We start from the raw sequence: 24,082 nt of genomic DNA on the forward strand, positions 1-24,082 counted from the left end.
CCAATTCTTTATATTTAGGGATTTTCATTTAGGCATCCCATTGGTTTTTTGGAAAAACAACTGGCTTAATTTAAGAAATCCATTTTCTGCGTGTTTTTTACACAGTTATAAAAATACCATTATTTTTAACTTTAACGTAAAAGTCAAAAAATCGCTGGAAAAGTGACAAAACAAGAAGAATTACAGAATATCCAGGTCAAATTAAATTCTTTCGAATGCTCCATTACCGCAGATATAACCGTTTTTGGATATGTCGATGGAAAACTCAAGATACTATTGATCAAAAGGTCATTTGGCCATTATAAGGACCATTGGCATATTCCCGGGGGTGTTATGGAAGCCAATGAAACCATTGAAGACTGCGCTGCAAAAGTCCTGTTTGCCCTAACTGGGTTTAGGGATATCCATTTTGAGCAGGTAAAAACCTATTCCGCAATGGATAGACATCCTTTAAAAAGGGTCATCACTGTTTGTTTCTATGCCCTTGTCAAACCCGAAAACCATCCGTTGGCGTTACGAGACAATGTTACAAGAATAGACTGGTTCGATGTGGATAAGCTTCCAGAAAAATTTGGCTACGACCATGAAAAGCTAATCAAGGAAGCCTATTCTTTTGTTCGAAACAACTTAAAACATAAGCTTATTGTAGGAGAACTTTTGCCAAAGACATTTACGTTACAGGAACTTCAAAGTCTATACGAGGATATCTTGGATATAAAGCTGGATAGAAGAAATTTTAGAAAACGAATTTTTCAAATGGATGTCTTGGTCAATACCGAAAAAAAGAAACCAGGTGCAAAAGGCGGGCCGTTTTTGTATAGGTTGAAGTAGCGTGGAAGGGACTATTTTTTCCAGTTCAATCCGTTTTATTTCGTTTGGCCATTTCACAATCTTAGCCCTTAAGACTAAAAATGCCAACCCAGTTTAAGTGAAACTTCAGGTATCATTAGTGGAGTTTCAAACGTGCTTTGATCTACCCTTACTTCTTTGTCGCCCGCAACCCTAAGATGTACTGCTGCCCATGGGTTCAAATAAAAATTCTTATAAAATTTCCAGACATGCCCTCCACCGAGAGTGAATATAATATTGTTGTATTCTGCCGTTTCCAATTCTGCATCGGTCTGTATCTCAGCGTCCCAATACTCCAAACCGGGCCCGATCCACCAACCTTTGAAATCAGGTTTAAAAAAATAATCTACAATGGCAGCATACACTCTAATTTCATTATTGGTAAAACCATCTTCCAAGATAAAGTCTGGCGTATCTATGTTTGTAATTACTGCTCTATATCTAAAATGATTATGACCGACCCAGACCGAACCATAATACCCATTGAATATATATGGTACGGCGTCCAGTTCAAAACCGACAGTTGTTTTTATTGTTTGCTCATCGGTATCTTGTGCATTTGAAACAATCAAAGACAAAAAGAAAAAAAGGCATATAAGGGCTCTCATGATTTTCAAGTTTTTTGATGTTTAAAAATATTCCTGAAAACCCAGGTCTACAATGATAAAAATCAGCCAATTATACTGTTTTGTTAACGTTTAGGTTATGTGAAAGCAACTATTCACTTTTATATAACAAACTTCTCGCCAAACGATTTTTTATTCTTTTGTTATATGGCAAATTTCCCTATGCATGAGCCGTTTGCTAAGACAAAAATGCAAGAGCATGTTTTCTATAGCTATGGTGTCTCATTTCTGGTCTCATTTAATAGTTTCGATAATAGACCTTTTATGGAACGAGTTGAATTCAGGCATTGCAAACGTTGATTCACAATGTTGGGCATTGTTGCTTGATGCATAAATACCCCATGAGAATCAAAAAATTCGCTTCATGCGAATCGCTTCGCAAGCCTTAGAAGTACGGCGTTGGGCACCAAGACACGCTATTTCATCCCTGCAGTTGGCTCAAATTGTCATGGATACGATTTCATAAATCTATTGAATTCAAATGTTCGCCAAACTTTTGAGCAGCTTTTTTGACATTGTTGAAGGCAGATACCAACGCTTGTTTGATGTCAGGTATTCCTTCCGAAACACCGACCAGATAAGTTATTCCAATTGATTTGGCTTTTTCTTTTGGAATCTCAATTACACCGCAAAATGCGGCTACCGGTATTTCCCGTCGCTTCGCTGATTTCAGCACTCCATTTATGGTTTTCCCGGACAGGGTTTGTGCATCCAACTTGCCTTCACCTGTGATGATCCAATCGGCCCCCTCAATGGCCGTATCAAAATTGGCAATCTCCTTGATCAAGTCGATTCCTTGGGTCAATCTGCCGTTTAGAAAAACAAAGGCCCCGGCACCCATGCCTCCGGCGGCACCAGAGCCAGGTATCTTTTGAACATCAATGCCGAACTGCTTTTTCAGAATACCAGCATATTTTTTCATTCCATGCTCAAGAATCTCAACATCATTTTTTGATGCACCCTTCTGCAGGGCATAGACCCTTGTCGCCCCATTTGGACCATATAACGGATTCTTCACGTCACATGCTATCTTAAAACTGATATCTTTCAAGAATGCTTTGGCATTGTTACATGATACTCGATGGACATTGATCAGATTTTCCCCTACAGGCCTCAATTCCACGCCATTCTCATCCATAAAGCGATATCCCAAAGCTTTGGCCATACCCATGCCCCCATCATTAGTGGCGCTCCCACCTATTCCCAATATAATTTCTTTGGCCCCACGTGAAATGGCATCTGCAATGAGCTCCCCGGCACCCTGCGTTGTGGTGTACCTGCAATTCATTTCATCTTCTGACAGCAGCCTCATGCCCGAGGCTTCTGCCATTTCAATATAGGCGATTCCTGTCTCCTTTGAATAGGCATAGGAAGCCTCAATTGATCGGAACAACGGGTCGCTTACTTCTTTCCTGAAAACTTCTGCATTCAGGTAGTGACTGACCACTTCCATAGTGCCATCGCCTCCGTCGGCCAACGGTTTGTCTATGATTTCAGCATCTTTGAAGACCTCTCGAAGACCATTGCGAACAGCTTTGCAAAACTCAAATCCAGTGAGCGAGCCTTTGAACTTGTCTGGTGCGATTATAAACTTCATTTATTGGGAAAATCAACCTAAAATATGAGGCATGGACAAACTTGCCAATACAATGAGGACAAAATAACCTATCAACAGTGCCACCTCTTTCTTACTGGCCGAATACACCACTTGTAGCCCTTCGTTTACCTCATGCCTTATCAATCGACTACACAACATGGCAACCAGAACTGTAACCACACAGCCTATGGCATTCCACCAAAACCAAAAAACTTGGGGAACGTAGAGCCATAGGTACATATTGAACAAAACTCCAACAACTATTCCGATGTTGGCTCCAAGTGCATGGGTTTTTTTTGTCAATATCGCCAGTGCGAATGCAGCCAATATTGGACCATAGAATACCGAGCTCACCTTGTTGATGACCTCAATGACGGTTCCCTCAATGCTTCCGGCAAAAAATGCAAAGAAAAGGCACACCAAACCCCAAAATAGAGAGAATAGGCGTGAATTGAGCACATAGCCCTTGTTGGACATGTTCGGCCTAAAACGCTTTACAAAATCCTCCATGGTCACCGCAGAAAGCGAATTCACAGTAGAACTTAATGATGACATGGCGGCCGACATAATGGCCACTATCAAAATGCCTATGATTCCATTGGGTAAATATTTCAAGATGAAAACAGGCACCATGAGATCTTCCCTCTTGCCCTCCAAAGAGCTTATGTTGGTTTGATAAACTTCATCCAATGACTCTTGAAAGCCAATCTCCTGGAAAAACAACGTACCCAGTACCAGCCCCATGATACAATAGGTCAACGTTAATGGAAAGCGGAACAGGCCATTGGCCAATAGCAGCTTTTTTATGGTTGGCATCCCTTTGGACGACAATAGCCTTTGTGATTGGGTTTGATCGGTACCGTAGTAAGAAGCATATAGAAAAAAACCTCCGATGACCATAGGCCAAAATCCGAATTCATCATCTTTATCGGCATTGTTAAACCCCCATTTGTCGAAGCTAACTGCGGTAATCCGTTCGCTGTCCACGTTTATCAAAAAGTTTCCCCATCCCCCTAGCTCACTGATACCATATATCAAACAGATAATGATACCCAAAAAGAGGATAATCATTTGAATGACGTCACCCCAGATTACGGCTTTCATCCCCCCTTGATATGAATATATCAGCGTGATGACCCCAATTATCAAAATGGAAATCCAAAAATCCACCCCGACCGTTGCTTGCAGAATCAGGGCCATGGTATAGACCATGACACCTGTTGCCACCGATCGGCTAATTTGAAAAACAAAGCTAATGAGCAGGCGGGAAGAGGCATCAAATCGCTTTTCAAGATATTCGTACACACTTACGATTCCAGATTTGTAAAGCGTGGGGATAAGACCGACCATCAGAAAGGCCATCGCCAGGGGTACGCCAAATTCATAGGTCAACCACTGTAGTCCACCACCTTGCTTTAGGCCCACAAAAGCAGGGGCTGAAATAAAGCTTATGGCCGAAAGCTGTGTTGCCATCGTTGATAGGCTAAGGGGTAACCAGCCCATGCTACGACCTCCCAAAAAATAGTCACCTGAGGTTTTGTTCTCTTTGAAAAGATAGCCTATGCCCAGAAATCCAGCGAGATAGACCACAATAATGATATAATCAAGATAATTCATAGTTTTTCTTTTAGTTGATGTCCAGTCCCTTTGAACCATTCTTGCTTCAAAACGCCCAGAAGTACTGCATCAGACCTTCCGTGGCCAGTTATGGAGGGAAAGGCATTGCGTATTCGTCCTTCGATTTTGCAACCCACACTTTGCATTGCTGAAAGACTGATTTTGTTTTCTTCATGCGCGCCCAAACCCACTCTTTCCAAGCCCAATTTTTCAAAGGCGAATTGAAACATTAAAAATTTGCAGTTTTTATTGAGCTTGGTACCTCTAAATTCAATGCCGTACCAAGAATATCCCAGTCTAATGGTCTCCAAGTCTTTGGCATATTCAAAAAAGCGGGTAGATCCTGCATACTTGCCATTTTGTTTGTCAAAAACCGCAAATGGGTACTCCTTTCCATTTTTTCTTGACAAAATGGCATCTTTGATATAATGGGGAAAGTTCTTGCCTCCGTCTGACCTTCCTAAAAAATAAGTCCAAATTTCCATCTCCTTGGCAATACTTTCCAATTCGGCAATATGCTTTTCCTGTAAAGGCTCGAGTCTAGCCCTTGCATTTTGCAAAACATAATTTGCTGAAAAGTCAAGTGTCATTTGTAGTTAAGTATTTTCTTCAGTCAATAAATCGATGACCAGGGCGGCGCTCCACGAAAAGTTATCACCCCCATAACCACTACTATCCGTATCAAGATTTTCTTTTCTGCAATCGAAATATTCAAAAAAACCGTTTTTCTGAATCAATTCCAGGGTGTCGCTTTTCACACGATTGGCAAGTTCTGGGTATCCATAATTCTTTAGGCCATGATAAAGCATCCAGTTTACATTGATCCAAACTGGGCCGCGCCAATATTTTCTCGGATTGAACCGCTCATGTGTTGGGTCAAAAGACGCACAGAGATATTTGTCGTCACCCCCAAACCTTTCGATCAAGGCCGTTACCATACCCTCCAATTTTTTTTTGTCTGGAATACCTGAATATAATGGTGTGAACGATGATGATGACAGGTACCGTATAGGCCTATCATTTCGAAGGTCATAGTGTACATATGCCCCCAACTCCAAATCATAAAGCTTATCGTTAAAATTGGCAATACTTTTTTTCTGCCATTGTTTCAAAAGGGCCTTTTTTGCATCATTGCCACCAATCAGATCATAAAGTTCCAACAAAGCTGAATTAGACTTTATCAACATGGCGTTGAATAACGGATCCTGCACCAGAAAGGGTGAGAATTCGGCAATTTTCCCATCATCATAGCTATGGTGTTTGGCGATGTCAATCAGGTATAAGTAGTGGTCATATTCCCTTTTTGATGGTCTTTGGGAAAGATCTACGTGGGTCGTATCCCTCCGTTCAAAAGTATACTTTGGTGGATTCATGGTATCCCAGATGTCATCCCATATCGGGGAATTGTCCGTGCCGGATTCCCAATTGTGGTAGATGTATACCAACCCCTCATCAAGTGGATCCCTATTGGTGTAAAAATAGACATGGTTTTGATATACTTTATCAATTTGTTCCTTGATGAAGTTCATCATATCTTCCTTATCCTTGGCAATCCTGTACATTTCCTGGAGCACGAACCCGGTAATTGGTGGCTGTGTCATCCCCGTGGACCTATACTTTTTATGTGAAAGTGGATGCAGCTCTGATTTATGAAAGTCGGGTCCTGGAAAATAGGTGTCGCTTTCATTGTGGAAGATGATGTGGGGGATAAACCCATTCTCCCATTGGGCATCCAACAATGTCCTTATCTCGGTTTTGGCCCGTTCAATATCGTAATGGGCAAGACCGATTGCAATCCAGCCCGAATCCCATTTCCATTGAAAAGGATACAGCCCCTTGCTGGGAATGGTGAACCCATCTTGTTGGAAATTGTTGTCCAACACTTGTTTTGCCCCTTGTAACATGGCTTCTTTCATTATTTGATCACAGGTTTAAAAACACACTGGCGGTGATCATTACCGCCAGCGGAACTAAACTTAAATAAACTAACTCAAACTATGTTTTCTGGTCTAGAAATTAAATGTTGCCGTGAGGAAAAATCTTCTGGGCAATATTGGTCTCCCAAAGAAAAAATCACCATCATCTACCTGACCTCCAATACCTGCCCTCGGGTTACCCTCCGTCAACCCATCACTATCAAATAGGTTGAAGACTGAAAAACCAAGACGAACAGAATTTACATCTTCGGTTCTGAACGTATAGCCTGCTCCCAATCTGGCAATGGTTATGGCATCAAGTTCTACATTGTTGCCATCATCGGTGAACTTGCTTCCAGTATGGTTCAGTGTAAAGTTTGCATCAAACTTTCTGTCATCATAGTTAAGTCCTAGACTTCCCAAAAAATTGGGTTGACGTCCAATCTCATTACCTTCGTTAATAGTGGTTACCTCTCCGGTGAGAAGATTGGTGGTTTCATTTTTGGTGATTTCATGATTTTGATAGGTAGCTGTTCCGTTCAAGCTGAAACTATCATCAAATCGGTACAACCAAGAGGCTTCCAAACCTACAGTGGAGGTGGTTTGTTCACTTCTCGCCTGGTCTTCCAGTTGCCCATTTACGATTGCTTGATCTATTCGAATACGATCTCGCAAGGTTACATAGTACCCTGCTATGGAACCCGAGAATTTGGGAGTACCAAACTTTGCTCCCGCCTCACCCTGAATAATGGTCTCGCCCTCATAATTTGATTCACGGATTCCCGGAGTTGGCACGAAACCTCGCTGCTGGGGCCAGAAAAACCCCTTTGAGAAGTTGGCATATAGATTGGTCGACTCAGATAATTCATATAACCCTGCCAATGAAACGGCCCAATCCGTGTCCTCGATCTCTGCAGTTGTAAAGCTGCCATCCGCAAATCTTACATTTGCCAATTCAGGTGTCAGCTCCGCATTATCGTAAACCTGGGTTTCTTCCAATCCCCCGTTATTAAATGTACCTGTGGTGTGTTCAATCCTTAGCCCCACATCAAATCGCCATCTGTCAAAAATCATCTCGTCGGTCAAGTAAAAAGCAGTTCTACTTTGTGACAAAAATCTGTTGGAGGTCATACCAATTCGATTGTAGATACCCCCCTCCGAATAAATCACGTTACCACCAACTGCATCGGTATAGCTCAAGTTCACCAATCTGGGATTGTTGTTGAATTCAGAAAGAACCCGGTATTGAAAATTGACATCTTCCGCTTCGGTTCTGGCCAAATAGGTACCCAATGTGAAGGTATGGTAACCGTTGGCAGAATTAAAGATCAAATTGGCGTCCCCTGAATAATCGGTCATTGGCCTTAAACGATCGACATGAAGGTTTTCGACCACCAAATCATTTCCGCTTATCTGTTCTCCGCTTCCACCTTGATAGGTGGCATCAAATCCGGTATTGTCAGGAGCTACTTGGGCAATATAATTGGATAGGGAAATCGGGTTGCCGAAATCGCCGTTACCACCGACGTATAAAGCAAAATTGTGTTCATAGTTGGCATAACGGATTTTCGATTTAAACCTCAGACGGTCACTGAAATTGTATATGAAATCACCCATGATGTATCCGCCTTTGGTATAAACACCGTCTTCTATGGGGCTCTTGTAGACCCCACCTGGAGTCAAAAATGACGTTTCGGCCAATTCGCCAGAAAGTAATTGCTCAACATCTTCGCCATCGTTTCCGGCAATTCTTTCCCGTGAGTCTCCACTAAGGGGCAAGGGCAAAAAGAATTGTGCATTGTCATCAATGTACTGTGCATGAACCGTAAAAGTGCCTCTTTCAAATCGCTTTTTAATATTGCCCCTAAATTGGACGCCCCTGGTAGTCAGACCGGTTTCAATGGGGCCATCATCTTTTCTAACAAATCCAGTAAATGCATAAAAAGTATTTGAATCTTCACCTCCAAGTCTGCCACCTGTGTAGAAGTCTGTCTTTAATCGTCCCCTGCTTCCCCATTCGAAATTGATGACATTGCCGGGATTGGTGTCACCGGTTTTGCTGGTGTAGTTGATAAGACCGGCTACAGAACCGGCACCATACAAGACGGCAGCACCACCTCTTACAAATTCCACCCCTTTAAAACCGATATCGGGCCTTGCGTACACATCATGTGCCGAAGAATTCAATCCAAAAGTGCTCATCAAGGGCATTCCATCATACTGCAACGGATTAAAAACATACTGTCCGCCAGATGGTAAACCACGTACGAATAGGTTGGTCGCAGTTTCACCACCACCACCTTCGGCAGTAATACCGGGAACATCCCTTAAGATATCTGCCTGGCTGTTCGCGGAAAGTTTGGTGATTTCAGCTATTTTCTTTGAGCTAATTGACAAGGGAGCCTGCTTCTGCGACCTAAATGTGCTTGAAGCCGACAGAACGACCTCATCGAGCTGTTGACCACTTTCCTCCAATACAATCTGAAGATTTATGGGGGTTCCATCTAGATTCACGGCTTCCGATACAGGCGAAAATCCTATAAATGAGAAGCGAATCGTTTGACTACCTGTCAAATCGGTGGTCAAAATGAAGTTTCCATCAAAGTCTGTTGTTGTTCCCTCGGTGGTGCCTACAATAAGTACATTCGCACCAAGTACCGGAACACCGGCGTTGTCCACGACCGTACCGGCGATATCGGTCTGCGCAACTGCACCAGTTCCGATAAGAAGTCCGATAGCGGTAAAAATTAGTTTTTTCATGATTAAGGTTTTTTAAGTCAGAAGAGCTATTTTTTTCGAATAGTTAATTTCTTTGGATGAAATTATTTGAATACCACAATGGTTTTACAAAAAAATTGCAAAAAACATATGCAAACGTTTGCGGGAACGTTTGCGGAAGATTTGTACTTTTAGTTTTTAAGCAAAAAGAACTCCTAAATGACAAAGAGAGGCCAGATTACACTGAAACAACTCGCCGAACGGCTTTCACTGTCGACCTCGACAGTTTCACGGGCACTGAACGACCACCCCGATATCAGTGAGGCAACGGTCAAGAGGGTCAAGAAATTGGCACGCAAATTAAACTATGCCCCAAATATTTTTGCCAAAGGTTTTAGAACACATAGAAGCCATATCATTGGGGTGATCGTCCCCAATGTTTCCCATTATTTTACGACAACTATTCTAAAAGGAATTCTTGAAGAAGGTGAAAAAATGGGATATAGGGTCATTATTTCAGAGTCTAAAAACGAAGAGGGCAAACAATCAGAAATGCTGCGCACTATGATGCAATTTGGTGTTGATGGCATTTTAATGTCCCTAGCGAGAACAACCAAATCGATTGATGATATTCTCAGTATCCTGGAACAAATACCATTGGTGCTTTTTGATAAGGTTTCGGACAAAATTCCCTGTACGCAGATAGTTATCGATGAGGAAATTGCGGCATACACAGCTGTTGAGCATCTTATCAATGCAGGTAAGCGTCGTATAGCCATCATCAAAGAAACTGAGAACTCGTATAACTCTGAGAAACGATTTGCCGGTTATCAAAGGGCGCTGAAGGAATACAATATTCCCTTAGATGAAAAAATAATTCTCAGTACGGATAACATTTCCCTTGAAAAAGGTCAAGAGATGGCCAATATTCTTTTGAGCCTCGAACATAGGCCCGATGGTGTCTTTGCCATTACGGACAGTGCCGCCATTGGGGTCATAAAAGCGCTGAAAAGACAGAAGATCTCCATTCCAAAGGATATGGCCATAGTTGGTTTCAGCAATTCAAGAAGCTCAACTATTATAGATCCCGCACTTTCTACCATTGATCAGCCAGGGAACAGAATTGGAAGCACGGCCCTTACCTATTTGGTCGATGAGATTGAAGACCCAAAAGAGACCCAACAGACCAAAACCGTCGAGATTCGAACAAACTTAGTGGTGCGGGCTTCTTCATTTCCACAAGAAAGGATGCAAGCAAATCATTGACAACACAAAATGTCTCATTAAATGTACTGAACATATCTTTTGATTGATATGGTCGTTGATTTAAGCTAATTGACGTTATTTGGCATATAACTTAGACCACTCTCCCAATTTTTCTCAAGGAATATTCTAAGCTTCCTTCTTGCCTTTGAAATCAATAGCCAACAGTAGGCCCTGTTGATGTTCATGTTATCGCAAATCTGGTTCGTATTCATCCCATTTATTTTAAGCTTTATGGCCCTTGATTCGTTCTCCGATAGGGATTCAAAACCTTCTTCCAATATCTGGACCAAGTCATCTAAAATTATGTACGTTTCAGGATTGGAGCTATCAAGCTTAAAGGGATTAGATTCTATGGGAACATAGGCATTAAAATTTTCAGGCCTAATAGCTCTTTCTTTCGTAAGCGCTTTTTTCGTATTAATACCCCGGTAGTAATCCATTATTTTGTGCCTAAGAATGCCCACTAGCCAAGTACGTTCTGTGGAGTTGCCCTTATAAAATGGTGCAGACTTCAATGCGGAAAGAAAGGTTTCCTGTACTAGGTCCTCCACAAGGTGCAAGGGCACCATTTTAATTGCATAGCCTTTAAGGAAGTCTGAATAATTCGAAATCCAATATTTCGGTTTAAGCAGTCTTTTATCGTCCATATTGGCTTTTGGTTTTGATTATGTTGATAGGTCGGTTTGTTTTATAGATTTTTTCCTTTCTCAAATAGCGCTTTATGACAATTGACTTAATCAAACCAGGGAGAATTACTATTACCAAGCGTAAAATAAACAGCCCCTTGAACAAGAAGTCAAAGTATTGCCAAAACGCCCAATTGTTTGGGTTGGTCAGAAAGTCAGTTATTTCAATTGATGGTATCAAAAAAACCATTTCATAGTTGTGAGCAAGGAAACACCATACACGTCATCGGTTTCAAGAGTCTTACTATTTGAGTCGATTGGTGATCTCAGCAAGTCTTGTCCCGTATAGTATCGCAGTTTCCATGTCCCCGATTCTTGGGGCTTCTTCAGGTGAGGCGTCAGATGGCGCAATGGCCAACAAACCGGCGTACCCACCTGTCCAATTTATATCCTTGGGGCCATGCTTTTTTTTGTTGCTGGATAAAAGTCCCAGACCAACCCATATTTGACCATGTTGCATGGCCAGTGTGGTCAAATACGACATTGTGGAGTGCTTATCCCCATTTGTGGAACCAGAAACGGTAAACCCCCCCGCAATTTTGTTTTTCCAAGCCTGTTTGCCCCAAACTGCCCCAGAGGCATCAGCAAACTTCTTGAACTGCCAGGCAACACTTCCCATATATGTGGGGGAACCATAAATGATGGCATCTGCATCTGTGAGTTCATCCAACCAAGTTTCAGGAATCTTTCCATCGACATCAATTTTATACGTCTTCAACTCTGTATTCTCAACAGAGGTTATGCCTTCGGCAATGGCTTCGGCCAACTTTTTCGTATGCCCATACCCACTGAAGTACACAATTGCAAGTTTTGTTCCCATAATTCACATATTTGGTCAATTATGCCCCAACTATTGCCATATTCTCGCTCCAGGCCAACGGCACAAAGGCTTTGTCAAGATCTGGCTCAGCTACATGGGTGCTGTAATTTGACAATACTTTTAGCCCTGTGCCAACAATCACCTCCAGAACCGTTTCTTTGGTATAACCGGCTGCAAGAAATTCCTCAACCTGTTTATCTGTTGCCCAACCCCGGGTTTCATTTATGATGATGGCGAACTTTCTTAACGCTTCGAGCTTTGGGTCATTTAATGGAGAACCTGAGCGCAATGCCTTGATTACGCCTTCGTCTACCTTGGCCATCTTGGATACCGCCGTATGGGCTGCCATACAATACGTGCATCCGTTCAGACGATTGTTCGTCATTAAGATTATCTGGCGTTCTGTCTCACTTAGACGTGATTTATCGAAGAGGCCCATAAGGGCCAGATAGCTTTCTACCATTACTGGTGATTCTGACATGGTTGCCATTAGGTTGGGCACAAAGCCCATCTTTTTTTTGGCGGCCTGCAGAGTGGGTTTAGAGGCTTCTGGTGCACTTTCAATGGTGTGTATTTTGAAATTGTTTTTCATGATTGTGTATTTTAAATAGTAGTATCTAGATTCTGTTAATGAAGTCTTTTATAAGTTTTGCAGCCACATCGGAATGGAGTTCCAGCAGAAAGTGGCTTCCGTCTATCAGATGGGTCTCCACATCTTTTAGGTCTTTTGAGAAAGCCTTGGCACCCTCAACGCTGAAGAACTTATCATGGATTCCCCAAATGACAAGGGTAGGAGGTTGATGGTCCCGTAAGTATTTCTGCCATGCAGGATATCTGTCGAAGTTGCTACCATAGTTATTTAAGAAAGTGACCTGTATCTGATTGATGCCTTCCCTTCTCAAAAATGCTTCGTCGGTCAAATACGATATGGGGTCTACTTTTGAAGGGTCTTTGACCCCACCCAGGTACATGGCCTTTATGCCTTCCAATGACATCCACCAGTTCTGTAGGTCTAGAACGCCTTTGGCGTCGTTAGCCTCCAACAGGGCACTATATTTTTGTGCCCACTCACCACTGAGTCCTTCGAAATACGCATTGGCATTCTGTACAATAAAGCCCTTTACTTTTTCTGGACGGCGAAGTGCCATTCTAAACCCAATGGGACCACCATAATCTTGCATCATGATGTAGAAAGAGTCTATATTTAGCTTATCGACAAACGCATCCATCAATAAAGACACGTTGTGAAAGGTGTATTCATATTCTTTTGTTGATGGGGCATCGCTGAAACCAAAGCCCGGATAGTCTGGTGCGACCACATGAAAATCTGCGGCCAACTTTTTCATTACATCCCTGTACATGTGTGAAGAACTGGGGAAACCATGTAGCATTAATATGGTTTCCTTGTTCGGGTCACCTGTTTCCCTATAGAAAATGGAAAGACCGTTGACCTCTATTTTTCGGTGCGCGGTCTCTAAATAGGTCACGCTATGGGAAATCTCTTTGTTGGATTTTTCCTTGCCTTGCTGTCCGATTGCCAACTGTGCCAAAATGACGAATAAGAACCCAAGAATTGTATTTTTTATTTTTTTCATTTTTGTTTTATAAGAAATTCTAAAGGCGAATTGCCTAGGTTAGAGATAAAACCTTGCAGAACCTTTACCTGTAAGGTCTTATTCAATATCTCGTGATCAATTTTGGATGTTGTTCAAATCGAATCCATTGTTGAACTTCACGTTCTTGGTGAACTGTTCCGTCCAAGCCTCTTTTACAACATTACCGTTCCAGTCAGCTGGGGCGTACTTGCGATAGGTGGTCAAATATACCTCACCAAATTTCTCGTACTTGAGCTTCATCAGACTTGGTTCCGTTACCCCAAAACCTTTTGCGGTATATAGAAACTGGTCGATTCTATAAGTATCAGGATTGATATAGAGTAAATATTTATCGTCAGACTCCCCAACGTTTTCACCGAAGGTCATTTCCACTATTTTGTAAGAGATTCCATTCACCTTTCTATCTGCCAATTGTTTGTGGTTGACCCCTGGATCTAAAAGTTTGAACATCATGGTGAACCAGTAGTAATTGGTCTTCCTGAGCGCATGCCCGATATAGGCAGGTTGTTGTTCCGTGATGATACTGCCATCGATCATTGAAATGGTCTTTTTACCATCAAAAAACTGGGTATGTGTTCCCTTTAGTTGGGGCAGGGCATAGACCTGTCTTTTGGTGTATTTACCGTAGGATACTTCCCCATTGAAAATGTACCTTTCCTTAGATACATCGACAACATTGCTTGCTGATACTTTGAAGGTATAGTCAAAGGATACGTCCTTTAATTTGCGTAGGGCCTTGATACCGCCGTTGGCCTCGACCACTTTTGTAATGAGCCCTCTGGCATCTTGTGCTTGAACAGAGGTTGCGAACATTGTCAGTGCAACCGAAACGATTTTAATGAACTGTTTTCTCATGATAATTGTGTATTTAAGTGTTACTATTTATTTAAGGCGTTAATGATTTCTTTTGGCTCTACACGATTCCGATAATCTGCCCCTTCTGATCTGGCAAATGAGATTGTGGCATCCCTTTCAATGATAAAGGTTGCCGGTACCGGTAGCGCACTATCTTCATCGGAGTTATAGCTATCGTAATCGTATCCCATTTCGATCATGGTATCCAATGAATTTTTCGGATAGGCGTGGACAGTGGTGTACTCTTTGGCGATAAGGTTTCCGTTATCGCTCAATACCTCGAACTGGAGCCCGTTTCGCTCTTGCATGTTCAAAGACCCGTCAGGGCTTTGCGGCGAAATGGCGATCAGTGTGGCGCCAGCATCCTTAATGTCAGGTAAGATGGCCTGATATTGATTGAGGGCCAGGTTACAGTAGGGGCACCAGGCGCCCCTATAAAAAGTGAGTACGACCCTATCTGTTTTTAATACTTCATATAAGTTGACACTTTTATTGACCGCATTTGATAAGGTAAAATCGGTGGCCTTGTCCCCGATATTGAGGTTTAAAACAGATGTATGTTCTTTTTGAAGGGCCTTGGCATCCACATCAAATATCTCCAGCGCATCGCCCGGCAGCATATATGCAAGACTCCCTCTCAGTTCTTTCAAGCCTTCTTTATAGGAAGGAACTACAACCTCTTTCATGGTCTAGAATTGTATTGATGTTTTAAAAAAATTACACTACAAATCTCTTTCGAATAGAGGCAGATAAAAATGAACCAAGACAGTAAATACCCTTGAACTAGAACAAGAAACAATCTTGAACTGGAACAAGATTTATAAGGGATCCCCGGTTATCGCATGGAAGCCCAAAAGTATTCTTGAGAAGGGGAATGGGTGCTGATGGTACCGAACTGCAATTTGCAAGTATGAAGCTGCATGCCTTACGAAGATCGTCGTGAAGTCAAATAGAAATCTTTGACTATAAAAAAGTAATGGAAACCACGGTGGCTCCCCACTGCCTAAATAATGATATTTACAAATGGGCCCTTAAAACGGGGACATACATTTGTCCCTCTTTCATCTAAAGAACTGCAATAGGAAATAAACTTGAACCGGTTCAAGTCTTCTTCAATGGGCGAGCGCGAATTTTGCTTAAAAATTCAGGGGAAATTCCCAGATAAGAGGCAACAACGTACTGGGGGACCCTGTTGACGATTTGCGGATACTTGTTGAAGTACTCCCAATAGCGCTCTTCAGAAGTTTTGCTGAAGGTGGAAACAATCCTATTTTTGGAGTTCGCATAGGCTTTTTCCAAAATGACCCTCCAATATTGACTTATGGCATGACTTTTTGAACATGTTTTTTCGACATCTTCGTAGCTCATTTGAAATATGACGGAATCTTCTAGGGCTTCCGCAAAAAAGTTAGAGGGCTTTTTGTAAATATGGCTGTAGAAATCAGTAAAAAACCAGTCTTCGATTCCAATATTAACAGTGTGTTCCTTTCCCTTTTCATCTAAAAGAAACATACGAAAAGCCCCTTTTACAATATAATTTCTGTATTCACATGGGTAACCAGGCTGGATTACGAACTGTCTTTTCTTCACCCTCGAAGTCTTGATAATAGAGGTGAACAATTCCTTTTCTTTATCTGTCAGCTTAACATTACGGGCAACGTTTTTTAATATCGGTTCAAATTTCTCCATTTCTTGGCGGCCGAATCTCTTGGTTAAATGATCTTTATGAAAATTGGGTTCTTCTTTAAATATAATGATTTAGCCTGAATCGGTTTATCTGAAAAAATCTTAATGGGGAATAGTTAGTAAATAATATTAAGAATCTATTGGGAATTTGAAGTGCACTCCGAGACTGACTTAAACAGCTTCAAACATATATTTAAGTTAATGACCCCCTGCTTATCTAGCAACAATACCTCTTTTTTAAATCTTTTGAGTTTCTTTCATTTTCTATATGATTAATTTGTCGTGTAGCACTCTGTAAATCAAATTAGAACTTTTGACGAATTATTTTGTCTCCAAAACAAATGAAAGATATCTTAGTTTTGGAAATTAAATCTAATCATGAAGCAAGTAATTACTGTTTTATTTATATCCGTTTGTTTAAGTGTTTTTTCGTGTAGTACTTCTGAGGAAGTTTCAAATGACCCTATCTCTGAAGACGAAAAAAAGGAAGTTCCTAGTACAGACTCGGAACCAGAAGACGACCCACCTCCTGTAGTCAACGGCACAAGCTTTTCAAGGACTTTTGGTGGTACCGCAGAGGATTTGGCACGATTGGTATTACAGACTCCTGACGAAGGTTATTTATTGATTGGGAGATCAGAATCTACCAACGGTGATGTGGCTAGCAATTACGGAGGGTTTGATTATTGGGTAGTAAAACTAAATAACAAAGGTGATTTCGAATGGGAAAAATCTTTCGGAGGATCTGGACTTGATGAACCACAGAGCGCTGCTCTTACCAGTGATGGCGGTCTTGTGATTTCTGGCTTTACGGATTCTTCGGATGGTGACATTACAGGCTACCATGGCGGTCATGACATTTGGGTGATCAAATTGGACAGCGATGGTAATTTGCAATGGCAAAAAGCAATTGGGGGTTCTGGGTTTGAGCATGCCAGTTCGATAATTCAAACCATCGATGGGGGATATATTTTAGCAGGAGACACAAATTCAGTTGATGGCGATGCCTATAACGAAGAGCCTGCCAATCTAGACAGTTGGATAGTAAAGTTGGATGAATCTGGTGAAATATCATGGAACCAAAGACTTGGAGGTACAAACAAAGATTATGGAATCGAGATCCTGGAAGTGTTGAACAGCGGTTATCTTGTAGCAGGTCATTCCCAATCTCAAGATGGAGATGTTACCGGCAATCACGGATTTTCTGATTATTGGGTTGCCCAACTTGATATGACCGGTGCTATTGTATGGGAAAAATCATTTGGGGGATCTAACGAAGAATTCCTTTACAAAATACGGCCGACAACAGATGGTGGTTATGCGATACTGGGATTTTCTAACTCTTTTGATGGCGATATAAGTGAACCCAATTTTAATGCCGATATATGGGTAATTAAGATTGATGCAGTTGGCAATTTGATCTGGGAAAAGTCAATTGGCAATTCTAAAGGCTCTCAATCATTGGTTTCAATCGAGGAGAGCCAACTCGGATATTTATATCTAACAGGACTCTCCCATAATACGGAAGGAAATCATGGACTATCTGATTGTTGGTTGGTCAAATTGACGGAAAACGGTGAAATGGTATGGGAAAAATCTTTTGGCGGAACAGATTTTGACGCTGGCTATGCAATCAAATCAACGACTGATGGAGGTTTTGTCATAGGCGGTTATTCAAAATCCTCAGATGAAGACCTCTCCGAAAATAAGGGTGATTCAGATTTTTGGATTCTGAAATTAAATGCGGAAGGTGACCTTTAAGGATTCTGTATTTCGGTTTACGTTTCCTATATCTTATCAAAATTTCCATGGTCAACGCCTTTAAAAGATACGCCTGATTAAATTCCAATAGAATCAGTTTTTCGATGAACTATTTCATAAAGAATTTTCTGAAACCGACTATCCCAGGGTGCAAAGTCCCCGAGGAATTCTTTTCGATTAAATTGTTTTTACAACAGCAAAGAATAAGTTAAAATTACTAGTAGCCTCAAGAAAAGGAGCTTTTTATTTCTCGGTTTTCAAACAGCGATTTTCACTCGCAGGACAATTCTAATAGTATATGTTTTACCCTTAAGAACTGCGAAAAATCCCTAAGGGATAAGTATATGAATCAATTAATTTTATTAATCAACTCATATTTTTATTTTTTTTGAGCCAAATAAGAATTATAATCGGCTCATGCGCTACAATTGGCAACGCAACGATTGGCGAATTTTTCAATATCAGACTACTGATATTGAAGATTAACTCTTTGATTTCGCCCAACGCATGGGGCGAATTAGTGGTATATTGAAAGGACTTTCCGAAACCGAGCAACGGAGGCCATAATCAACCTTATGGTTTCAGAAGCGATAAAGACCTCTGAAATTGAGGGAGAATATCTAAGTCGAAATGATGTAATGTCTTCCCTCAGAAGAAATCTGGGTCTTAAACCAGAATTACCATTGACCGAAGACAAAAGAGCTGAGGGGGTGGACGAAGCACGTGATATGAAGTCAATATTTGAACCAATAGTTCGTTAAAGCATGGGTACGCCCGAATCTATACATTTCTGATACTAGAATAGATGGTGAACTATCTTCATAAATCCCTTAACTATTTTATTGCTCTTGTCTGGCTAATAAACGGGCTTTTATGTAAAGTGCTCAACCTAGTTCCTCGACATCAAGAGATTGTGGGCCGGATACTTGGCGAAGATTATTCAAGACCGTTGACCTTTGCCATTGGCCTTGCGGAAATTGGTATGGCCATCTGGGTTTTGAGTGGTTTTAAATCACGCCTGAATGCCATACTTCAGATTCTGGTGGTCATCACCATGAATGTTCTTGAATTTATTCTTGTTCCTGATCTATTGTTATGGGGAAAGTTCAATGCCCTTTTTGCATTTTTATTTATACTTATCATATACGTCAATGAGTATCATTTGAAAAACCAAGTAAACCCACATCCTTAATATGCTCAGGTCATTAAAAAACCATCCTTTCGCTGTTGAGGCTTTTTTTGAAAGTTCACTGGTCTTGACTTTTGCGTTTCCAAAAAGACAATTGCAAAATCTGATTCCAGACTGTTTGGAGCTTGATACTTTTGAGGATACTTGGGCCTTTGTTGCAGTGGCGATGGTTCAAACCAAGCACTTGCGACCTAAAGGTTTTCCGAAATTCATGGGCAATGATTTTTTTCTGATTGGGTATCGCATCTTTGTCAAATACACGACCAATGCTGGTAAAAGGCTAAGAGGGCTATACATTCTGAAATCGGAAACCGACAAAAGGAAGATGGCGTTTTTTGGAAATATGTTTACCCATTATCATTATAGTAAAATCGACATTCATAGAAAGGAAAACAACGGCTTGGTGGAAATACGTTCCTCAAAATCCGGATTCAAAATTAGGGCTGACATTTCGAACAAAAATGTGGTAGTTCCCGAACACTCTCCTTTTTCAGATTGGAAAGAAGCTAGACGCTTTGCCGGACCGTTACCCTTCACATTCACTTATCAGCCCCAAAGAAAAGAAGTTCTAATTATAGAAGGAGTGAGACAAAATTGGAAACCCAGACCTGTTGCTATACTGGATTATCAAGTTGCTTTCTTGGATACCCTAAAGTTAAAAAGCCCCGTTTTGGCAAATGCTTTTATTATTGAAAACATTCCATATTACTGGAAAAAAGGAAAAAAAGAACGATGGGGCAGTTAAGAAAACCGTTTCAAGGAGTGGTCAATATCATTCGTTTCAATTGGCATTTCTATGTCATGGGAGGAGTACTGATTATCGCATTGGTTTTAGCGACTCTATTTATGGTTCCGGCATCTCTTCAGACATGGTTCGGCCTTGCTATACTTTTGGCTGTCCTAAATATTTTGGCATCGCTGTTCGTATCCTGGTATGTATATGACTATTCTAATCTGTATGCGTTTACTTGGCTTGACAAAGTAAAACTTCCTAAAGCAGTCAACATTGTCAATATCAACGCCGGGTTTGATGAGACAAGTGCACTAATCAAAGATAAATTCACAGAAGCCAAACTAAACGTTTTTGATTTTTATGACCCCTTGAAACATACCGAAGTTTCCATAAAAAGAGCAAGAAAGGCCTATCCTCCCTATCCAAACACTATAGCCATACAGACCACTACTATCCCCTTGGATACCGGAGCTCTTGATATTGCTTTCGGCTTATTGTCAGCACATGAAATCAGGAATGCTAAAGAAAGAAGTGATTTCTTCAAGGAAGTCAATCGTATTCTACAAGCTGAGGGAAAATTTGTCGTGGTTGAACACCAGAGAGACCTGGCCAATTTATTGGCGTTCGGTATGGGAGCGTTTCACTTTTATAGTCCAAAAGAGTGGTTGCAAACGTTCAGGTCGGCTTCTTTTAAGATTACAGATTCATTCAAAATTACACCTTTTGTAACCGCTTATATCCTTGAAAAAAATGGAAATACACCTTAACGTAATTGGCATCTTATTAATTGTCCTTGCCTTTGTACATGTCATTTTCCCTAAGTATTTCAATTGGGCGAAGGAAACATCTTCTATGAGTCTCATCAATCGTCAAATGATGTATGTACACACCCTGTTTATTGCGCTCACCGTTTTTCTAATGGGACTCCTTTGTGTGACTTCCGCCACCGAAATGGTGACAATTCCGTTGGGCAGGAAAATTTCCCTGGGTTTAGGCATATTTTGGATAATTCGCCTGTTTATACAACTGTTCGGGTATTCATCAAAACTCTGGAAAGGTAAGGGTTTCGAGACCATCGTTCATGTGGCCTTTACACTATTTTGGGTTTATATGGGCATAGTGTTTATGGTAGTCGCCAATAGCTAAAGAAATCCTGTTATGGCAAGGGTTGCCACATAATTTACTGGCATTATTGGAAGAACAATGTCAAATTCCATATTGCATTCTGCTTGGGTCATTTCACTAATCCAAACTGCCTCTTTACTAATTATCACTTTTGCTTTTAGAATAATGCGCATAGTTTAGTGATCAAATAACCAACCCATGAAAACCAAAATCATAATCTTAGTTTTCTTCATTCTACCAAGTTCCATGCTTTTGGGCCAACATGGGGTACTATCAGGTACGCTTCTTGACAATAATGGCCTGCCCATTCCTGGGGCTAGCATAACGGTTAAAGGCAAGAACATCGGGACCCAAACTGATTTTGATGGAAATTATAGCCTAAACTGCGAGGTGGGTGACGTGTTGATTTTTACTTATATAGGGTTTGCCAGCAAAGAAGTCAAAGTAACCTCCAAAATGTTCGGCGGCAATGAAAAAACGCAAATAACCAAGAATATAGCTGTCAAACCAATAGTCAATGATGCTTACGTCAATCGATTAAATCAAAGTGATAATCCTGATTTTCAGATACCTGATATCGATGGTTCGAACCAAACATACAGTTTAAACCAAAGGTATTTCGACTCTTCAAGGATTAAACAAATAGAGAAAGGGAAAGACAATATAAAAGTCAAAATATATCCCGAAGACATCTATTTTGAAATTGGATTCACTCAAAAAAGCAGTTTGCAATTTGTACAGCGAAAAAATCTACCGGCACTACAAAATCAATTTGCCCAAGGCAGGCCAGCTAATGGTACTTTCACTTGGTTCGGTCCAGAAACAAATGAACTGTTTTCATTTGGCCCCAGATTGGCAAATCTGGAGTATGACGGCCAACCGTATCCCTTTGATATAAATGGACAATTAGTGAATCTGGGGGATGGGAGCGGAATCAATGCCCAACCTTACGAAGAATCTATTTTTCAAACAGGCTTAAATACATTTAACGCCTTAGATTTCATAATCCACTCTGACCAACACCAACTTACGTTCAACTATACGAACAGCAATTTTAAAGATCTATTCAATAAATCGGGAAGCAAGACCAATGCCATTGATTTGAATTATACCAATAAGGGTGAAATTCTTCATTGGGACACCTCCATTCAATACAATAACAGCAAGGTCGGAAATGCGAACATAAATGCCTTTCACAATCAAATTTATTTAGGACATTTGATTACACCGCCTAGTTTTTCCAATGGTCAGGGCTTTTTTCTGGATGATGGAAGCCAAAGAAGTTTTAGCCCGCAAAACTTCAACAATCCTAACTGGTTGCTCGAACGAAATAGAAACGAATTCAAATATTCATTTTTTAAAGCCAACCTTAAGAATAAGATCAATGTGATTGACGGTTTAAACTTAGAAACAGGCTTGGCCTTTACGAAACAGTCTGAGGATTTATTTTTTGGCTTACCTATAAATACGAATGGTTTTATAGATGGCTATCAAAGTCTAAAAACCATTGATTCCGAAGAAATCTCATTGGACCTTTCGGCCAGTTATTCAAATATTTTCATTTCAGATGATATTTACTTTTATCCATATTCTTCGATTAGTTATAACAACTCTCGATTAGACTATGGCCTTTTGGAGGAATCTCCAGTTCAAGAGTTGAATTCATTAAATGCCGAACCAAATAAGTCAACAGTTCAACTCAAAAACAGATTGCTATTTGAAGCGTACTTTGATGTTGAGGTGAACTTGAGCCTTCAAAACAATTCATTCTCATCAACAATTCAAGGAAGTAGATGGTTTTTACCCTCTGCAAAGGCCTATTTAAAGTTGGGCAATGATATTTTTAATTATTCCAGTTTCCTTAGTTCGATTTCTATAAGTGGAGGAATTTCAAAAGATGTGGTCGATTTTCCCCTGTATTACGATAATCTGAGCCACAACAGTTTGCAGCTTACTATTGATGAGAGTTTAGGCTACACAACAAATAATGACCTTTTTACTTCTTCAGACCTTGATTTTGAGGAGGTGACGCAGTTCGATGTGGAGACAAAAATAGCCTTGTTCGACAATCGGGTCAATCTTGCGGCCAGTTATTACAATTCCAGGCATAAGAACAGTATTTTTCCGGTTTTTGAAAATACTTCATGGCAGCTTCGAAATATTGCTGAAATCAAGAACAAGGGATTCGAAGCCACATTGCAATTTTACCTAAACCAATATTATGATTCAAAATTCAAGCTAGATACCAAATTCATTTTTTCCATAAATAGGCCTACGGTTGAAGCGATTTATGATGAAAGTCTTGATCGTATCCCCATCTCAGGATTCCAAGGCATCTCGAAAAATCTTATTGTTGGCCAACCAGCGGGCGTTGTGGTCGGCACAGCGTTTTTAAGAAATGGCAATAATGAAATTGTTGTCGGCAATGATGGGTTTCCTTTGGTCAATCCAGAACCTCAAATATTGGGAAATACCATCCCTGATTTCAATCTTGGATGGTCAAATACCTTGAATTTTAACCAATTTACACTTAGTTTTCTACTGGACTATCAAAAAGGTGGAGAAATTTGGAATGGTACCCAAAACACCTTGAATTATTTTGGCACCTCCCAGGAAACTGCAGCATTAAGATCAACAACAGATTTCATTTTTCAAGGGATAGACGAATCTGGCAATGTGAATTCAACCCCTGTTGATTTTGCATCTCCAACTGCTGATGTCACACAAAATAGATGGGTAAGATATGGTTTTGGAGGGATTGCCGAAGAGGCGATTTCGGATGGGTCCTATCTGAATCTCAAATCTATTGCTTTGTCATATAAAATCAAGAACGATTCTAAAAATGTGCTTTTCAAAGAGATTGACCTTGGTATTTTTGCCAAGAACATTTGGAATTGGACAAAAACAAGGGGAGCCAATCCATACAGTTCCCTTTTTGGAAATGCGTCTTCTGATGGACTTCATTTTTTTAATCTCCCCTTAGCTTCCGAAGTAGGGCTTACTATCAATATTAAAATCTAGA

Annotated in this window: 22 protein-coding genes; 9 read left to right on the plus strand and 13 right to left on the minus strand. The window is 40.7% G+C overall.

What is annotated here, in order from left to right; translation table 11 throughout:
- Positions 1-162 precede the first annotated feature (162 nt).
- On the plus strand, positions 163-831 hold the full coding sequence (locus tag L0P89_RS05130; protein WP_235267331.1) for an NUDIX hydrolase: 669 nt from the start codon (positions 163-165) through the stop codon (positions 829-831).
- Between the two features lie 74 nt (positions 832-905).
- Here the strand turns inward: L0P89_RS05130 and L0P89_RS05135 are convergent, their stop codons facing one another.
- From L0P89_RS05135 to L0P89_RS05160, 6 genes are all read right to left on the minus strand, one after another.
- Entirely contained in the window at positions 906-1,457 is a 552-nt protein-coding gene (locus L0P89_RS05135; protein ID WP_235267332.1) for a hypothetical protein, read from the minus strand.
- A 478-nt stretch (positions 1,458-1,935) separates the two neighbouring features.
- Positions 1,936-3,072, minus strand: coding sequence for a glycerate kinase (locus L0P89_RS05140; RefSeq protein ID WP_235267333.1), 1,137 nt, complete (start codon positions 3,070-3,072; stop codon positions 1,936-1,938).
- A gap of 12 nt (positions 3,073-3,084) precedes the next feature.
- Complete coding sequence (locus L0P89_RS05145; RefSeq protein WP_235267334.1) at positions 3,085-4,689, minus strand: sodium:solute symporter; 1,605 nt, start codon at positions 4,687-4,689, stop codon at positions 3,085-3,087.
- Positions 4,686-5,279 (minus strand): GNAT family N-acetyltransferase, encoded by a 594-nt coding sequence (locus tag L0P89_RS05150; RefSeq protein ID WP_235267335.1) that lies wholly within the window; start codon positions 5,277-5,279, stop codon positions 4,686-4,688. The genes L0P89_RS05145 and L0P89_RS05150 overlap by 4 nt, the downstream gene beginning before the upstream one ends.
- Before the next feature lie 6 nt (positions 5,280-5,285).
- On the minus strand, positions 5,286-6,605 hold the full coding sequence (locus L0P89_RS05155) for an MGH1-like glycoside hydrolase domain-containing protein (protein WP_235267336.1): 1,320 nt from the start codon (positions 6,603-6,605) through the stop codon (positions 5,286-5,288).
- 93 nt (positions 6,606-6,698) lie between these two features.
- Positions 6,699-9,365, minus strand: coding sequence for a TonB-dependent receptor domain-containing protein (locus L0P89_RS05160; protein ID WP_235267337.1), 2,667 nt, complete (start codon positions 9,363-9,365; stop codon positions 6,699-6,701).
- Positions 9,366-9,542: 177 nt separating this feature from the next.
- Here L0P89_RS05160 and L0P89_RS05165 point away from each other — a divergent pair, with 177 nt between their 5' ends.
- Positions 9,543-10,589 (plus strand): LacI family DNA-binding transcriptional regulator, encoded by a 1,047-nt coding sequence (locus L0P89_RS05165; RefSeq protein ID WP_235267338.1) that lies wholly within the window; start codon positions 9,543-9,545, stop codon positions 10,587-10,589.
- Between the two features lie 65 nt (positions 10,590-10,654).
- Here the strand turns inward: L0P89_RS05165 and L0P89_RS05170 are convergent, their stop codons facing one another.
- The 7 genes from L0P89_RS05170 to L0P89_RS05200 form a co-directional block, all read right to left on the minus strand.
- A complete protein-coding gene (locus L0P89_RS05170; RefSeq protein WP_235267339.1) occupies positions 10,655-11,236 on the minus strand; it encodes an RNA polymerase sigma factor in 582 nt (193 codons plus the stop codon).
- A 283-nt stretch (positions 11,237-11,519) separates the two neighbouring features.
- Positions 11,520-12,095: a flavodoxin family protein gene (locus L0P89_RS05175; protein ID WP_235267340.1), complete on the minus strand. Its 576-nt coding sequence runs from the start codon at positions 12,093-12,095 to the stop codon at positions 11,520-11,522.
- 19 nt (positions 12,096-12,114) lie between these two features.
- Positions 12,115-12,687 (minus strand): carboxymuconolactone decarboxylase family protein, encoded by a 573-nt coding sequence (locus L0P89_RS05180; protein WP_235267341.1) that lies wholly within the window; start codon positions 12,685-12,687, stop codon positions 12,115-12,117.
- Between the two features lie 25 nt (positions 12,688-12,712).
- Entirely contained in the window at positions 12,713-13,690 is a 978-nt protein-coding gene (locus L0P89_RS05185) for an alpha/beta fold hydrolase (RefSeq protein ID WP_235267342.1), read from the minus strand.
- A gap of 96 nt (positions 13,691-13,786) precedes the next feature.
- On the minus strand, positions 13,787-14,566 hold the full coding sequence (locus L0P89_RS05190) for a DUF6503 family protein (protein ID WP_235267343.1): 780 nt from the start codon (positions 14,564-14,566) through the stop codon (positions 13,787-13,789).
- A gap of 23 nt (positions 14,567-14,589) precedes the next feature.
- A complete protein-coding gene (locus tag L0P89_RS05195) occupies positions 14,590-15,252 on the minus strand; it encodes a peroxiredoxin-like family protein (protein WP_235267344.1) in 663 nt (220 codons plus the stop codon).
- A 415-nt stretch (positions 15,253-15,667) separates the two neighbouring features.
- Positions 15,668-16,255 (minus strand): Crp/Fnr family transcriptional regulator, encoded by a 588-nt coding sequence (locus L0P89_RS05200; RefSeq protein WP_235267345.1) that lies wholly within the window; start codon positions 16,253-16,255, stop codon positions 15,668-15,670.
- A gap of 375 nt (positions 16,256-16,630) precedes the next feature.
- On the opposite strand from L0P89_RS05200, the gene L0P89_RS05205 reads away from it, so the two are divergent.
- The 7 genes from L0P89_RS05205 to L0P89_RS05235 all read left to right on the plus strand — a co-directional run bounded on the left by L0P89_RS05205 (position 16,631) and on the right by L0P89_RS05235 (position 24,081).
- Positions 16,631-18,013, plus strand: a complete 1,383-nt coding sequence (locus L0P89_RS05205) for a PQQ-binding-like beta-propeller repeat protein (protein WP_235267346.1) — start codon at positions 16,631-16,633, stop codon at positions 18,011-18,013.
- A gap of 527 nt (positions 18,014-18,540) precedes the next feature.
- Entirely contained in the window at positions 18,541-18,774 is a 234-nt protein-coding gene (locus L0P89_RS05210) for a DUF4172 domain-containing protein (protein ID WP_262911471.1), read from the plus strand.
- A gap of 44 nt (positions 18,775-18,818) precedes the next feature.
- Positions 18,819-19,205 (plus strand): DoxX-like family protein, encoded by a 387-nt coding sequence (locus L0P89_RS05215; RefSeq protein WP_235267348.1) that lies wholly within the window; start codon positions 18,819-18,821, stop codon positions 19,203-19,205.
- 1 nt (position 19,206) lies between these two features.
- Positions 19,207-19,947 (plus strand): DUF2071 domain-containing protein, encoded by a 741-nt coding sequence (locus tag L0P89_RS05220; RefSeq protein ID WP_235267349.1) that lies wholly within the window; start codon positions 19,207-19,209, stop codon positions 19,945-19,947.
- Between the two features lie 56 nt (positions 19,948-20,003).
- Entirely contained in the window at positions 20,004-20,702 is a 699-nt protein-coding gene (locus L0P89_RS05225) for a class I SAM-dependent methyltransferase (protein ID WP_235267350.1), read from the plus strand.
- Complete coding sequence (locus tag L0P89_RS05230; RefSeq protein WP_235267351.1) at positions 20,686-21,081, plus strand: hypothetical protein; 396 nt, start codon at positions 20,686-20,688, stop codon at positions 21,079-21,081. The genes L0P89_RS05225 and L0P89_RS05230 overlap by 17 nt, the downstream gene beginning before the upstream one ends.
- 177 nt (positions 21,082-21,258) lie before the next feature.
- Positions 21,259-24,081 (plus strand): carboxypeptidase-like regulatory domain-containing protein, encoded by a 2,823-nt coding sequence (locus tag L0P89_RS05235; RefSeq protein ID WP_235267352.1) that lies wholly within the window; start codon positions 21,259-21,261, stop codon positions 24,079-24,081.
- Position 24,082: the final 1 nt, after the last annotated feature.

This window comes from Muricauda sp. SCSIO 65647 (genome assembly GCF_021534965.1).
In the GTDB taxonomy this organism is placed as follows: Bacteria; Bacteroidota; Bacteroidia; order Flavobacteriales; family Flavobacteriaceae; genus Flagellimonas_A.

Coding starts and splice junctions, on each gene's coding strand:
- L0P89_RS05135 (WP_235267332.1), bottom strand. CDS start 1,457: ATGAGAGCCCTTATATGCCTTTTTTTCTTTTTGTCTTTGATTGTTTCA.
- L0P89_RS05140 (WP_235267333.1), bottom strand. CDS start 3,072: ATGAAGTTTATAATCGCACCAGACAAGTTCAAAGGCTCGCTCACTGGA.
- L0P89_RS05145 (WP_235267334.1), bottom strand. CDS start 4,689: ATGAATTATCTTGATTATATCATTATTGTGGTCTATCTCGCTGGATTT.
- L0P89_RS05150 (WP_235267335.1), bottom strand. CDS start 5,279: ATGACACTTGACTTTTCAGCAAATTATGTTTTGCAAAATGCAAGGGCT.
- L0P89_RS05155 (WP_235267336.1), bottom strand. CDS start 6,605: ATGAAAGAAGCCATGTTACAAGGGGCAAAACAAGTGTTGGACAACAAT.
- L0P89_RS05160 (WP_235267337.1), bottom strand. CDS start 9,365: ATGAAAAAACTAATTTTTACCGCTATCGGACTTCTTATCGGAACTGGT.
- L0P89_RS05165 (WP_235267338.1), top strand. CDS start 9,543: ATGACAAAGAGAGGCCAGATTACACTGAAACAACTCGCCGAACGGCTT.
- L0P89_RS05170 (WP_235267339.1), bottom strand. CDS start 11,236: ATGGACGATAAAAGACTGCTTAAACCGAAATATTGGATTTCGAATTAT.
- L0P89_RS05175 (WP_235267340.1), bottom strand. CDS start 12,095: ATGGGAACAAAACTTGCAATTGTGTACTTCAGTGGGTATGGGCATACG.
- L0P89_RS05180 (WP_235267341.1), bottom strand. CDS start 12,687: ATGAAAAACAATTTCAAAATACACACCATTGAAAGTGCACCAGAAGCC.
- L0P89_RS05185 (WP_235267342.1), bottom strand. CDS start 13,690: ATGAAAAAAATAAAAAATACAATTCTTGGGTTCTTATTCGTCATTTTG.
- L0P89_RS05190 (WP_235267343.1), bottom strand. CDS start 14,566: ATGAGAAAACAGTTCATTAAAATCGTTTCGGTTGCACTGACAATGTTC.
- L0P89_RS05195 (WP_235267344.1), bottom strand. CDS start 15,252: ATGAAAGAGGTTGTAGTTCCTTCCTATAAAGAAGGCTTGAAAGAACTG.
- L0P89_RS05200 (WP_235267345.1), bottom strand. CDS start 16,255: ATGGAGAAATTTGAACCGATATTAAAAAACGTTGCCCGTAATGTTAAG.
- L0P89_RS05205 (WP_235267346.1), top strand. CDS start 16,631: ATGAAGCAAGTAATTACTGTTTTATTTATATCCGTTTGTTTAAGTGTT.
- L0P89_RS05215 (WP_235267348.1), top strand. CDS start 18,819: ATGGTGAACTATCTTCATAAATCCCTTAACTATTTTATTGCTCTTGTC.
- L0P89_RS05220 (WP_235267349.1), top strand. CDS start 19,207: ATGCTCAGGTCATTAAAAAACCATCCTTTCGCTGTTGAGGCTTTTTTT.
- L0P89_RS05225 (WP_235267350.1), top strand. CDS start 20,004: ATGGGAGGAGTACTGATTATCGCATTGGTTTTAGCGACTCTATTTATG.
- L0P89_RS05230 (WP_235267351.1), top strand. CDS start 20,686: ATGGAAATACACCTTAACGTAATTGGCATCTTATTAATTGTCCTTGCC.
- L0P89_RS05235 (WP_235267352.1), top strand. CDS start 21,259: ATGAAAACCAAAATCATAATCTTAGTTTTCTTCATTCTACCAAGTTCC.